Below are 13604 nucleotides of genomic sequence, written 5' to 3'. Positions count from 1 at the left end.
TCGGCGGGGCCCTTCGCGTGCGACTAGGAGGGCTCGCTCAGGCGCGCCAGCAGACGCTCGCGCACGGCGGGCCACTCCTGGGCGAGCACCGAGTACACGACCGTGTCGCGCAGATGCCCGTCGGGCATGATCATGTGATGGCGCAGCACGCCGTCCTCGCGCGCGCCCAGCTTCTCGATGGCCGCGCGCGACTGCGCGTTGCGACGGTCAGTGCGCAGCTCGACCGCGATGCATCCGAGATCCTCGAACGCTCGAGAGAGCAGCAGGAGCTTCATGGCGGGGTTGACCCGCGTGCCCTGCACCTGGCGCGCGAGCCACGTGGAGCCGATCTCGACGCGGCGGTGCAGCGCGTCGATGTTCATGTAGGTGGTCATGCCCACCGCTCGCCCTGACGCGCTGTCCACGACCGCCCAGGGCGCCATCCAGCCCTCGCGCTGAAGAGCCAGGCGTCGCTCGATCTCCTCGTCCACCGCATCGGGCGGCGGGATGCGGGTGTAGGCGATCCTCGCCAGGTCTCCGGCGGCGATCGCACCCGCGAGCTCGGGCGCGTGGGCGAGCGTCAATGGCTCGAGGCGCACCCAGGGGTTCTCGAGCACTGGCGCGGCGGCGAAGGGCATGGCGCGATTCTAAGGACGCGCAGCCTCCAGTCGCGCATGGGCGTGGGGAGACGTCAGGTTCTCGCCCAGCCGGTTGAGCTTGCCCGTGCCGTGGTAGTCGCTCGCCCCGGTGCGCACCAGCCCCAGCCGGTCGGCGATGCGTCCCAGGCGGTCCCGCTGACGCTCGTCGTGGTCGCGATGGTCGACCTCGAGTCCCGTGAGTCCCGCGCGCGCCATGCGCTCGATCACCGAGGTGGTGACGATGCGCCCGCGCGCATCTGCACCAGGGTGGGCGAACACCGTGACTCCGCCTGCCGCCGCCATGGTCCGTACCGCGTCCGTCACCTCCGGGGCGTAGTGCGGGACGTAGTAGCGGGAGCCGGGGATGAGGATGCTGTCGAAGGCCGCACTGCGGTTGGGCACCACGCCCTGGTCCACCAGAGCATCGGCGATGTGGGGGCGACCCACGGTGACGGCGCCGCCGGAGCGTTCGATCACGGCCTCCCAGGTGATCGGGAAGTCGACGCCGATGCGCTCGACGATCTCGCGGGCACGATGGACGCGCGCCTCGCGCGTGCGCCGGAGCATCCCCTCGACACCCTCGTCCGAGGGATCGTGCCAATAGCTCAGCAGATGGATCGAGATGCCATGGTGGCGGCAGGACACCTCGATGCCGGGCACGAAGCCGAGCCCCAGCGACGCAGCCTCGGCGGCAGCCGCCTCCCAGCCGTCGACGCTGTCGTGATCGGTGAGTGCGACGATGTCGAGCCCCGCATCGGCGGCCTCTCGCATCACCTGTGCCGGGCTGCCCGTCCCGTCGGAGACGGTCGAGTGCGTGTGGAGGTCGATGCGCATGACAGTCAGCGTACGGGCGCTCAAGCGCGCTGCGCCCGCATGCGACCATAGGGCGGTGAGCGAAGAGCAGTCAGACAAGACCAACAAGGCCCGCGCCCTGCGCCCCGACAACGCCGAGTTCAAGGCGTGGATCGGCTCGGAATGGGCGGAGCCCGAGGACCGGGAGACCACGGCGATGGCCTCCGCGTCCTTCGCCGCCGAGCGCCGCCAGAGACTGTCCGAGCGCTTCTCCGGCACGCGCATCGTCGCTCCCGCCGGCGAGCTCAAGGTGCGCAGCAACGACACCGACTACCGCTTCTCCCCTGACCGCGACTTCGCCTACCTGACGGGGCTGGGCACCGACCGCGAGCCGGGCGCGGTTCTCGTGATGGAGCCGGTCGAAGGCGGACACGAGGCGACGCTCTATCTGGTGCCGCCGGCCGGGAAGGACGACGACGACTTCTACACCGACCCCCGCACGGGAGAGTTCTGGATTGGCCGCCGGCCCGGCCTCGAGGAGTTCGCGGCGATGACGGGCATCGCCACCGCGCCGCTGTCCGAGCTGCCGAGCGGCATCCGCCTGCACGCCCAGCCGGTCAAGGCCGTTCGTCGCGCGCTGTCCGAGATGCGCCTGGTCAAGGACGAGTGGGAGATCCAGCAGCTGCGTGATGCGGTGGACGCGACCATCGCGGGCTTCGAGCGCGTGGTGGGGGAGCTGCCGCGCGCGATCGCTCACAAGCGAGGCGAGCGCGTGGTCGAGGCCACGTTCGACGGCCACGCGCGCGAGGAGGGCAACGCCGTGGGCTACGAGACCATCGCCGCGTCCGGTGATCACGCCACCACGCTGCACTGGATCACCAACCACGGCCAGGTTCGGAACGGCGACCTGCTGCTGCTCGACGCCGGGGTCGAGGTCGAGAGCCTCTACACCGCGGACATCACGCGCACCATGCCCGTCAACGGCGAGTTCACCGAGGTGCAGCGGCGTGTGTACGGCGTGGTCCTCGAGGCGGCTGATGCGGCGTTCGCGGCGGCGCGTCCCGGCGTGAGCTTCCGCGACGTACACGAGGCGGCGATGGAGGTCATCGAGGCCCGGCTGACCGCGTGGGGCATCGTCCCCGAGTCGAAGGACCCCGAGTCCAAGCTGTTCCGCCGCTGGATGGTGCACTCCACGTCGCATCACCTGGGACTCGACGTGCACGACTGCGCGGCGGCGAAGCGCGAGCTGTACATGGACGGGCCTCTCGAGCCCGGCATGGTCTTCACCATCGAGCCCGGCCTGTACTTCAAGGCCGACGATCTCGCGGTGCCCGCGGAGCTGCGCGGCATCGGCGTGCGCATCGAGGACGACGTGCTGGTCACCGAGGACGGCGTGGAGAACCTGTCCGCCGCCCTGCCGCGTGACGCCGATGCGGTGGAGGCCTGGATGCGGAAGCACCGCCGGGCGTAGCAGCGCTCTCGGGACCAGGGTCCCGAGGCCGCCCCAGGGGCCGCGCCTAGCCTGACGGCATCGCCGCGCCAGCGGCGCAGTCGTCGAGCACTGGAGCCACCATGCACGCCCCCGCCTCGCGCGCGCAGCGCGCTCTCGCCGTCGTGTGCGGCGCACTGCTCGCCCTGACAGTGCTGGCGCTCGTGGGAGGAAGGACGCTGAGCGCCTACGTGGCCGCCGCCTCCGAGCCCTCGGTCGCGACCGTCGCGGGCGCGAGCACCGGAATCGCCCCAGCCGCCCCGTCCCGGGCCACCGGGGCATCGGCCGTGGATCCGGACGCGGATCTGGTGCTGTTCTGGGGCGACGGCTGCCCCAACTGCGCCGCTGAGAAGGAGTGGCTCGAGACGGTCGAGGCCCAGCATCCCGAGCTCCGGATCGTGCAGTACGAGGTGTGGGGCGACGCCGCCAACCAGGAGCTGTTCGCCGCCGAGGCCGCGCGCCTGGGCTTCGAGGCCGGGTCCGTGCCCACGACCGTGATCGGCGAGCGCGTGTGGATCGGCTGGACGGATCAGATCGAGCAGGACATGGCCGGCGCGATCGCGACCGTCGAGAACGGCGGCGCGCCGATGCCGGGGGTCTTCGGTACGGCCGGTGCCGGCACCTGCTCGCAGGACGAGGGCCTGTGCAGCGCAGAGTCCCCGCAGACGGTGATCGACGTGCCGCTGGCGGGCGAGGTGACGCTCAGCGCGGACTCGCTGCTGGTGTCCACCATCGTGATCGGCTTCGTCGACGGCATCAATCCTTGCTCGCTGTGGGTGCTGTCCGTGCTGCTCGCGATCGTGCTGCGCACCAACTCCCGGCGCCGCCTGATCGCCATCGGCACCACCTTCCTGGTGGTGACGGCGGCGATGTACGGGCTGTACATGGCGGCCTTCTACTCGGCGCTGGCCGTGGTGGGCTTCATGGGCTGGATCCAGCTCGCCGTGGCGGCCGTGGCCGGCGTGTTCGGGGTGGTGTCGGTCAAGGATTACTTCGCCTTCGGCAAGGGGGTGTCCTTCACCATCCGCAAGGAGGACAAGCCCGGCATCTACCGGCGCATGCGCGAGGCCGCAGGCAAGAAGGCGCTGCTGCCGGCGCTGGGAGCCACCGTGGTGCTCGCGGTGGGGGTGTCGCTGCTGGAGACGCCGTGCACCGCCGGCTTCCCGGTGCTGTGGACGGGGATGCTGCACGCGAACGGCGTGGGGCCCGCGGAGACCGCCGGCCTGTTCGTCGCGTACATGGTGCCCTTCCTGCTGGACGAGCTGCTGATCTTCGGGATCGCCGTGGTGACGATGCGCTCGACCAAGATCCAGGACCGGCACGGCGAGCTGCTCAAGCTCTTCGCCGGCGTCACCATGCTGGTGCTCGCCGCAGTGATGGTCATCGACCCCACGCTCATGGAGAGCCCCGTCGCGGCGCTGTCGCTCTTCGCCGCCGCGTTCGGTCTCGCACTCGCGATCCATCTGGTCACCGTGCGGGTGCGTGCGTCGCGTCAGCCCGAGCTCGAGCCCGAGAGCGATCCGCTGGCGGCCCTGGGCGGCGACAGGCCCTAGCGTCCGGGCATACGCGCGCACGCCGCGGCGTTGTCCAGGCGCCCCCAGCCTGGAGAGAGATGCCCACACGCCTGTCCGTCCTCGACCTCGCGCCCATCGCGCCGGGCGAGACCCCTGCCGATTCCTTCCGCCACTCCGTCGCACTCGCGCAGGCCGCGGAGACCGCCGGCTACGAGCGCGTGTGGTACGCCGAGCACCACAACATGGAGCGCATCGCGTCCTCCGCCACGAGCGTGCTGATCGCGCACGTCGCGGCGCACACGACGTCCATCCGCCTCGGCGCGGGCGGCGTCATGCTGCCCAACCACTCGCCGCTCACGATCGCGGAGCAGTTCGGCACGCTCGCGGAGCTCCACCCAGGGCGCATCGACCTAGGGCTCGGCCGCGCGCCTGGCGGGGATCGCCTCGTGTTCGGGGCGCTGCGACGCACACCCGAGGCCTCCGATCGCTTCCCCCAGGATGTGCTCGAGCTGCAGGGCTATCTGGGCGACGAGTCGAGGGTGCACGGCGTGGTCGCCACGCCAGGCAAGGGCACGCACGTACCGCTGTACATCCTGGGGTCGTCGCTGTTCGGCGCCCAGCTCGCGGCGCAGCTGGGGCTCCCGTACGCCTTCGCCTCGCACTTCGCCCCCGCCGCGCTGCACGAGGCCGTCGCCGCGTATCGCGACGGGTTCCAGCCGTCCCAGCAGCTCGCCGAGCCGCACCTCATGGTCGCGGCGAACGTCTTCGCCGCCGAGGATCCGGCGCAGGCGCAGGACCAGTTCGAGCGCTCGCGTCGCTGGCGGGTGCGCGGCATGCTCAAGCGCGGCCCCTCCGTCCCGGAGTACTCGGACGCGGACATCGACGCGTTCCTGGTCTCGCCGCAGGGCGTCCAGCTCGCGGACATGATGCGCATCACCGCGGTGGGCACAGGGGCTCAGGCGCGCGCGTGGCTCGACGAGTTCGCTCGGTCGCTGGGAGCGGACGAGGTCATCACCGCGCACGGCGCTCTGGAGGCCGATGCGCGGGTCGATTCGGTACGGCTGACCGCCGCAGCCTGACGCGCGCTGGCGGGACGGAGGCCTCTACGCCGCCCTCTCCGCCAGCATCTTCACGCCCAGGCGCATGTCCTCCGGCGGCAGGCAGAACGGCAGGCGGAAGTACTCCGCGCCGGCGCCGGGGATCACCTCGGAGGCCGGGCCCGGCGCCACCGGGACGCCCGCATCGGCCGCGCGAGCCGCGAAGCGCTCCGTTGACCGCACCGTCGTGCTAGGGAATACTGGCGCACGTCCGCGAGCTCAAAACGGGTACGAGAACTACGGTGGTCCAACGGTGCATGTCGACACGATTCTTCGAACTCGGAATGGATTCTCGAACTTTGGAATCTGGCCACGGATCCCCTCGGACACCAACCCGCAAAAGTGGCTGGCCAACTTTACCGAAGAAGAATACGACCATGCAATTGCGTTGCTAAATGCATTCGTCTACTTTGACGACGAGCACACCAACCAGCTCTTGCGCTCCGCGTATCACGACATCTCGAGTCGAACCGATAAGGACGCTAGCCCCGTCTTTCCTACTCGCGCGAGTTGGGCCGAGTACCGCGAGGGACTGATTGTCACATTCCCAACCGGTGAAACACCGAACCCCACCGATTCGGGACATCTTTTCGCAAGACGCGCTCGACAAAGACTCGGTATCACCGAGTCACAGTTGATGATGCCAGAAGATGCTGTCGCAAGCCTGGCGTTCGGCCGACGGCGTCCTCTTATGCTGATCGACGACTTCGCAGGCAGCGGCGACCAGTTCATCAAGACGTGGGAGCGAAACTACCCACTGCTTGACGGCCGCGAGTACTCGATGGCAGGACTCGCAAACGAAGGGCGCCTGTCGAGCGTTGTGTACTGCAACGCCGTGTCTACATCGACTGCAGCGACACGTATCGCCGAAGTTGCCCCGCAAGTACACCTCGCTTGCGCACACCTGCTTGCGGCGGAAGCCTCCGTCACCCACCCTGAGTGCTACCTTCTACCCTCAGACGTGCGAGCAACAATTGTTGACACGATTGCCTCCGCATCCGAGCGCGCGGGAATCCAAGAGAACGCACGATACGGATACAAGGAACTGGGCTTGGCCATCGCCTTCGAACACTCCGTGCCCGATGCGACGATCCCGCTGTTCTGGGCTGAGACCCCCGGATGGACCTGCCTAGTGAAGCGGAGGTAGCGATACTCATGGAAGTCAACGACCAGGTAGAGGCGCTCCACGCGAATTTTGGTGGAGTAAGGGCAGAGTATCTTCGTCACGAACTGTTCGGCTTGTTCACGAGGCCAACCTACTGGCCCGAGTTATTGACCATGCGTCCAGTGTTCCTAATCGGCGGCCGGGGGACTGGCAAGACTACAGTCCTGAGGGGCCTGTCCTACGAGGGTGAGGCAGCGCTACAGGGAGAGGACCTAGATCGCTGGAATCACGTCGGCGTGTACTGGCGAGTCAACACCAATGCTGTGAGTGCCTTCGAACAGCGAGGATACGACGAGCACAAATGGGAAAGCGTGTTCGGCCACTATGTCAACCTTGTACTCGCGGAGAAGTTGGCTCGCTTTCTTATCTGGCACGATGATAGGGTCAATGCTGGCCCCTCAGACCGCAGCGCCTGCCGCGCCACTGCGACTTCTCTTGGGCTAGAATCGTGCTCCTCGGCCGCAGCGCTCGCGAGATCGATTCATGAGGCGCTGCTCGATCTTGAGACTCGCATCAACAGTTCATCGGCCCTAGATGCGGTCACGCTCTCCCTGCCTGGCAGACCGCTCGACGAATTAGCAGCCGAGGTCTCGGCGCTGAAGCCCGGCGGTGAGCTTCCCGTTTATTTCCTAGTAGATGAGTTTGAAAACCTGCTGAACTATCAGCAGCGCGTCATAAACACGTTAGTTAAGCACTCCGGCGATGCGGCCTACACCTTCAAGATTGGGGTCAAGGAAACTGGGCATCGGGAGGTTGGCACCTTAGGAAATGGCCAGGCAATTTCGGAGCCAGCAGATTTTGCTTCTGTCGATATCGCGCAGAGCCTCCGTGGAGACGCCTTTGAGGAGTTCGCTCGGAACATCTGCCAGCTACGGCTCAATCGCGTCTTCGATGGAGCCGAAGCGCCGGAAATCCGTGCGCTCCTACCAGGACTGACGGTCGACGAGGAAGCATTGCAGCTCGACGGCGAGCCGGCCTCGAGGCGAGTGATCGAGAGCCTGTCTGAGCAGGGAGCGTCGCAAGGACTTGTCGAGCAAGTTGAGGCTCTGCCAGTGAGTTACGTTCTGTTGCTTGATTATCTTGCGCGCGCTGAAGAGCGCACTCTTGTAGATACTTGCTCCGCCTACGTCGGAAATAGGACGAAGCTTCGAAACGCGTACAACAACCACGCCTATGCGATGCTGTTCACACTTGGAAGAAATAAACTCGGGAAGAAGAAGTTCTACTGCGGCTGGGGAACCTATACTCTGCTTGCCGATGGCAACATCAGGTTCTTGTTGGAGCTGGTTTTCGAGGCGCTCAATCGCCACCTCGAACTTGACAACTCTCTTGAGGATCCTGTATCACCCAGAACGCAGACAGCGGCGGCGCACAGTGTGCCTGAAAGGGCTTTACTACAACTCCCGGGTCTCGCTGCCGAGGGTGCGCAGCTCGCGCGACTGGTTCTAGGATTGGGCCGGCTTTTTCAAGTTCTTGCTGCGCATCCGGAGGGTCATGCACCCGAGGTCAATCAGTTCACTCCAACGGGCAATATTGAAGGTGCATTGCCGCTTCTCAATGCCGGAGTGATGCATATCGCCCTCACTCGCTTTCGAACCGACAAGCGGGCGTCAGCGTCAGGTGAGGTGAGCGACTTTAGCTACCAGCTTCATCCCATATTCTCTGCGTACTTCAACTACAGTCATCGTCGAAAGCGCAAGTTGAAGTTGCGCGCTGGCGAGATTCTGGGTCTTGGCTCTGACCCACGCCGCCATCTCGACGTCATCCTCAAGCGCGCGAGCAGGTCGCCTCACGACACCGCCGCCAGCGAGAACACGCTTTTCTCGGAGGTGTTCCGTGCCGAGTCTTGATACGTTGCTTCGCACTCGGGAATGCGAGCCGCAGCAGTTTCACGTGCCCGCAGCAGCGGTGTACATATATGGCTCGGGGGCAGGCCCGCGAGGAGCAATTGACAACGAGTGGCGCGCTAGCGAGGAGTCCGCAGGAACGCTCTTTCTCGTCCTGAGCCCATCGGGCGAAGCGCGCGTTGAGGCGACGCTTGGAGAAGCTTCTACGACGGAGCTTGACCTGTACGAGCTAGACCATGTCGTTGAGTACCTCTCCGGCATCGGCCGGCCAATGTACTTGGACATCACTCAGTTGCCTTACGCCCTGTGGGCGCCCCTATTGAAGGCAGCACTCGATGTGCCGCAGGCACTTCACGTCGTCTACCGCGCGCCCAACGAGTACGTCGAGAGCGACTTCAATGAGCGGGGCGTACTCTTCGACCTGAGCGAAACAATTCGAGGCGTGCGTCCGCTTCCCGGGTTCGCCAAGATTTCAGCCGAGCACGAAGACAACAAGCTTGTAGTCCCTCTCCTAGGGTTCGAAGGCAATCGCCTCGGCTACATCGTAGAGACCGTTCAGGAGCCTGCTGAATCGGTACATCCCGTGGTCGGCGTTCCTGGCTATCGGCTCGACTACCCGTTCTCTGCATGGGCCGGCAATCAGGATCCCCTCGCAGACGGCTTCATGTTCCGGAGAGTGAGATTCGCGAAAGCAAGTTGTCCATTCTCCGTCTTTGGGCTGCTGGAGGATATCGCACGCGATGAGGACGATCCGTACCTAATCGTGGCACCCATTGGGACCCGACCGCATGGGGTGGGTGCGATTCTGTTTGCACTGACGAACCCTGGGCGCGTCGAGATCGTCTACGATCACCCTGTGCCGAGGGAGGACGCCGCTCGCGGAGTCCATCGTGTGTGTACGTACGACATCTCCGGTTTCTTGCTTGATCGCGCGGCGGACGAGTCGCGCGTCGATCACTAGGGAATAGCCATCGACGCTCACTACACGCCGTTCGAGATTGCGGCGGCGATGGCGGCCGCGCTTCCCGACGACCAGAATGGTGTGATCGGGGACCTCGCCGTAGGCGGAGGAGCTCTACTCGACGCCGCTGAAGACCGCTTCGGAAGCCGGCGACAGTACTTTGCGACCGACGTGGACCCGACCGTCACCGAGGCACTGAGCCGATCACGGGCCTACTGGCACATTGGCCGTGCCGACCTACTCTCCTCGGCCAGCCCTAAAATGTCCTGCCGCCACGATGATGCCTGTCCGCAGCCCACCCAACTTCTTCTGAATCCACCATTTAGCTATCGCGGCAACCGCGGGTTCCACTCAACCCTGCGGGGAGACGAGCTGCGGTCTTCGCGTGCCTTGGCCTGCGTGATAAGCGCTTTGGATCGCTCCCCTATGGCGCTAGCCGCAGTGGTCCTGCTTCCGCGCTCGGTCTTGACTTCTGAGATCGACAAGAGGGCACGCGAGGCGGTCCGCGCGGTCTACAGTCTTGAACTGCTGGCAGAGTATGGCCGAGGTACGTTTGCTGGAACAAATGCATCCACTGTGCTCGTTAGGCTCACCCAGGAGCCGGGGGTGAGACGACAGGCGTCCTTGGAGGCGGTGATCCCGCCCTTCGTCCGCAAAGCCACCCAATCGGTAGAGCTTTACCGAGGCACGACGCCGGTGCACTTGAGCGACTCCGGCAGTTCACCACCAGTGGAGTTCATTCACTCCGATAATCTTCGCGGCGGAAAGGTCGCAAAGGCGAGTCGGCGGACGACCCGCGGACGCCGGATCCGGGGTCCGGCCGTTCTGCTTCCAAGAGTTGGACGTCCCGCGGTCGACAAGATCGCCGTGTTGGACCGGGCAGACGAAGTGGTTCTGAGCGACTGCATATTCGCGCTCAAGTCGAGCACACTGGGTCCAGATGAACTCCGCGCACGAATTGTCGAGAACTACAGCCTTCTGGAGGGCAGTTACGGCGGGTCATGTGCTCCCTATATCACGCGCGTTCGCCTTGAGCACTTCTTGAGCACAGTTGGTCTTGTACCGAAAACTTGGTCATAGCTCTAGCGACCATCGCGCGGGCGGGCCGACTCCACCGACTCCACCGACTCCACCGACTCCACCGACTCCACCGACTCCACCGACTCCACCGACTCCACCGGAGGCTACGCCGCCCTCTCCGCCAGCATCTTCACGCCCAGGCGCATGTCCTCCGGCGGCAGGTAGAACGGCAGACGGAAGTACTCCGCGCCGGCGCCTGGGATCACCTCGAAGGCCGGGCCCGGCGCCACCGGGACGCCCGCATCGGCCGCCCGAGCCGCGAAGCGCTCGGCGTTGCCACCCGGGATCCTCACCCACAGGCACGGTCCGCCGTCGGGCATCCGGAACTCCCAGTCCAGACCGTGCTCCGCGATCGCGTCGACGGTCGCGGCGAGCGACTCCCGCATGGAGTCCAGCCGCCACGCGAGGGTCGCGTCGTAGTGCGCTGTCAGGAATCGCGTCGCGAGCTGCTGGAAGAAGGCCGGGCTGCCCAGGTCCATGGCCGCCTTGCGGTTGCGCAGCTGCGTGGCGAGCGTGGCGTTGGTGTGCAGCCAGCCGATGCGCATGCCGCCCCAGAAGATCTTCGACAGCCCGCCGATGGTCACCACCGTCGCGCCGGTGCCCAGCGCGGCGAAGGGGGTGCGCGGGGAGCCGGTCAGCGCGAGCTCCCCGGTGATGCGATCGTCGATCACGGTGGTGCCGGCTGCCTCGGCTGCGGCGAGCAGCCGCGCCGCGTCCTCGGCTGCGAGCGCCGTTCCAGTGGGGTTCTGGAAGCTGGTGAGATACGCGACGTCGGGGCGGGCCGCGCGGATGAGCTTCACCGACGCGGCGACGTCGAGGCCGTCGGGCGTCATGGGCAGCGCGAGGGGCCTCGACCCTGCGGAGGCGATCGCGTCGAACACGCCTGGATACGCGACGGCCTCCATCGCGACAGGGCAGCTCGGGCCAGCCAGCGCCGTGACCGCCAGCCAGAGCGCCTGCTGGCCGCCCGCGGTCACCACCACCTCGTCGGGGTGGGCGTCGATGCCGCGAGCGCGCAGGTGCTCGACGATCGCCCGCACCAGGTCCGGGTCGCCCAGGGCGGCGTAGCCCGTGCCGGCGGAGACGGAGCCGTCGATCATCGCGGCCGGGTCGCGCAGCGCTTCCGAGACCACGGGCGCCGGCGGAGGGCACGCCGAGCTCAGGCCCACGAGCGGCGCCTGTACGCCGGGGAGGATGCGTGCGAAGCGGTCCTGATAGGACATGCCATCGAGCCCTCGCGCTCGCGAGCCGAGCGTGGGCGCGGCCCCGGGCCGCACCTCGAGCCACTCTTCGTCGCGGAGCCGCTGGTAGGCGGCGGTGACGGTGTTGCGGGACAGGTGCAGGGCGTCGGCCAGCGCACGCTCGGACGGCAGGCGGGTGCCGTGGTCGAGCGAGCCGGCCTCCGCGAGCGACACGATCGCGTCCGCGAGCTGGCTGTAGAGCGGTCCGGTCCCCGACTGCCAGTGGTCGAGGACGTCGCGAAGCTGATCGGCTGTGGTGCGCATGGGGCCATCACACCGCAAACTGGCCCCTTGGAGCAAGAGCCAGTCGCGATTGCACTGGCTCTTTCATCGAGGGGCCAGTCACCGCCATGCTCGAGCCATGACGATCACCGATCCCCTGAACCGAGTCCACACCAACCCGGTGACCCTGGGCCGCAGCCGCGAGCGCATCGGCCTCATCACGGAGGCCGCGCGGCGCGCCGGCTCGTACGTGGCCGGCGCCGCCCATCGGCCCGTCTTCCCCAGCGCCGATGCCGTGGCCGGCCTGGACGTCTTCCGGCGCCCCCTCCAGGACGACCCCATCCCGGCCCGTGAGGTGCTGGCGGAGCTCGACACCTTCGGCTCCCCCGCCACCACGGTCCTCAACGACGGCCGCTACTTCGGCTTCGTCACGGGCGGCACCGACCTGGCCGCAGGGGCGGCCGCCATCCTCGCCGGAGCCTGGGACCAGAACGCCGGCGGCATGTCCCCCGTCACGTCCGTCCTCGACGAGGTGGCGTGCGGGTGGGTGATCGACGCGCTCGGCCTTCCCTCCACGGCCGTCGCGTCCTTCAACGCGGGAGCCACCGTCGCGAACCTCACCGGCATCATCGCCGCTCGCGACGCGCTCTACGCGCGCCAGGGCTGGGACGTCGCGCGAGACGGTCTCGCCGGCGCCCCGGCCCTGCGCATCGTCGTGGGCGAGGAGGTCCACGCCTCCGCTCTCAAGGCGTTGCGACTGGCCGGGTTCGGGGAGAGCCAGATCGAGCGCGTCCCCACGGACGCCGCCGGCGCCATCCGCGCCGATGCGTTCCCGGCGGACACTGACGACCGCACCCTGGTGCTCCTGCAGGCGGGCAACGTCAACACGGGCGCCTCGGACCCGTTCGAGGAGATCATCCCGGGCGTGCGCGAGCGCGGCGGATGGGTGCACGTGGACGGGGCATTCGGCCTGTGGGCCGCGGCCTCGCCCCGGTTGCGCCACCAGGTCGCAGGCGTCGAGCTGGCGGACTCGTGGGCGACGGACGGCCACAAGTGGCTGAACGTCCCCTACGACTCAGGGATCGTCATCGTGCGCGAGCCGGAGGACCTGACGCGCGCCATGGCCGGCGACGCGCCCTACCTGCGCGGCGCCGCATCGGCCCCCATGTATAAGGGCATCCAGATCTCCCAACGCGCCCGCGCCATCGACGCATGGGCCATGCTCGCCTCGCACGGACGCCACGGGCTCGCCCAGCTCGTCGAGCGCGCGTGCGACCTCGCGGGACGCTTCGCCGGCGCACTGCAGGCGGGCGGTGCGACCGTGCTGGCGCCGGTGTCGCTCAACCAGGTGCTGGTCCAGTTCGGCGACGAGGACACGACGGCGGCCGTGATCGCGGCGATCGAGCGCGACGGCACCTGCTGGGCAGGCACCACGGTGTGGAAGGGACGGCGGGCCATGCGTGTGTCCGTCTCCGACGTCGCCACCACAGCGGACGATGTGGACGCGAGCGCCGCCGCGATGCTCCGGTGCTGGGAGGCCGTGCGGGCCTGACGCTCGCGCGGCTCCCCGGCGGGCGCG

General features: G+C 67.4%; 11 protein-coding genes. 7 read left to right on the top strand and 4 right to left on the bottom strand.

Features of this window, described 5'->3' with window-relative positions:
- Positions 1–23: 23 nt before the first annotated feature.
- A complete protein-coding gene (locus Dac01nite_RS10545; RefSeq protein WP_203656755.1) occupies positions 24–617 on the bottom strand; it encodes a GNAT family N-acetyltransferase in 594 nt (197 codons plus the stop codon).
- 9 nt (positions 618–626) lie between these two features.
- Positions 627–1451 carry a PHP domain-containing protein gene (locus Dac01nite_RS10540; RefSeq protein WP_203656754.1) on the bottom strand — a complete coding sequence of 275 codons (825 nt, stop codon included), beginning with the start codon at positions 1449–1451 and terminating at the stop codon, positions 627–629.
- Here Dac01nite_RS10540 and Dac01nite_RS10535 point away from each other — a divergent pair.
- The 3 genes from Dac01nite_RS10535 to Dac01nite_RS10525 all read left to right on the top strand — a co-directional run bounded on the left by Dac01nite_RS10535 (position 1357) and on the right by Dac01nite_RS10525 (position 5491).
- Positions 1357–2880 carry an aminopeptidase P family protein gene (locus Dac01nite_RS10535; protein ID WP_373307248.1) on the top strand — a complete coding sequence of 508 codons (1524 nt, stop codon included), beginning with the start codon at positions 1357–1359 and terminating at the stop codon, positions 2878–2880. The two genes, Dac01nite_RS10540 and Dac01nite_RS10535, sit on opposite strands and share 95 nt — an antisense overlap.
- 101 nt (positions 2881–2981) lie before the next feature.
- Positions 2982–4451: a thioredoxin domain-containing protein gene (locus Dac01nite_RS10530; RefSeq protein WP_203656752.1), complete on the top strand. Its 1470-nt coding sequence runs from the start codon at positions 2982–2984 to the stop codon at positions 4449–4451.
- A 59-nt stretch (positions 4452–4510) separates the two neighbouring features.
- Complete coding sequence (locus Dac01nite_RS10525) at positions 4511–5491, top strand: LLM class flavin-dependent oxidoreductase (RefSeq protein WP_203656751.1); 981 nt, start codon at positions 4511–4513, stop codon at positions 5489–5491.
- A 24-nt stretch (positions 5492–5515) separates the two neighbouring features.
- Here Dac01nite_RS10525 and Dac01nite_RS10520 read toward each other — a convergent pair whose 3' ends face one another.
- Entirely contained in the window at positions 5516–5692 is a 177-nt protein-coding gene (locus Dac01nite_RS10520; RefSeq protein WP_203656750.1) for a hypothetical protein, read from the bottom strand.
- Positions 5693–5762: 70 nt separating this feature from the next.
- On the opposite strand from Dac01nite_RS10520, the gene Dac01nite_RS10515 reads away from it, so the two are divergent.
- The 3 genes from Dac01nite_RS10515 to Dac01nite_RS10505 are packed head-to-tail and all read left to right on the top strand — an operon-like array spanning position 5763 to position 9482.
- Positions 5763–6656 carry a phosphoribosyltransferase-like protein gene (locus tag Dac01nite_RS10515; protein ID WP_203656749.1) on the top strand — a complete coding sequence of 298 codons (894 nt, stop codon included), beginning with the start codon at positions 5763–5765 and terminating at the stop codon, positions 6654–6656.
- Positions 6657–6664: 8 nt separating this feature from the next.
- Positions 6665–8524 carry an ORC-CDC6 family AAA ATPase gene (locus tag Dac01nite_RS10510; RefSeq protein ID WP_203656747.1) on the top strand — a complete coding sequence of 620 codons (1860 nt, stop codon included), beginning with the start codon at positions 6665–6667 and terminating at the stop codon, positions 8522–8524.
- 43 nt (positions 8525–8567) lie between these two features.
- Positions 8568–9482, top strand: a complete 915-nt coding sequence (locus tag Dac01nite_RS10505; protein ID WP_203656744.1) for a hypothetical protein — start codon at positions 8568–8570, stop codon at positions 9480–9482.
- Positions 9483–10666: 1184 nt separating this feature from the next.
- Here the strand turns inward: Dac01nite_RS10505 and Dac01nite_RS10500 are convergent.
- The gene (locus tag Dac01nite_RS10500; protein WP_203656743.1) at positions 10667–12067 is read right to left on the bottom strand and encodes an aminotransferase-like domain-containing protein; all 1401 of its coding nucleotides are present in this window, start codon (positions 12065–12067) and stop codon (positions 10667–10669) included.
- 97 nt (positions 12068–12164) lie between these two features.
- Between Dac01nite_RS10500 and Dac01nite_RS10495 the strand changes: the two genes are divergently transcribed.
- Complete coding sequence (locus tag Dac01nite_RS10495) at positions 12165–13577, top strand: pyridoxal phosphate-dependent decarboxylase family protein (protein WP_203656741.1); 1413 nt, start codon at positions 12165–12167, stop codon at positions 13575–13577.
- Positions 13578–13604: the final 27 nt, after the last annotated feature.

The sequence above is a fragment of the Demequina activiva genome, from assembly GCF_016862815.1.
GTDB lineage: Bacteria > Actinomycetota > Actinomycetes > Actinomycetales > Demequinaceae > Demequina > Demequina activiva.
Note: the sequence above shows the minus strand (reverse complement) of the source record. Positions and strands in the feature narration are given on the sequence as shown.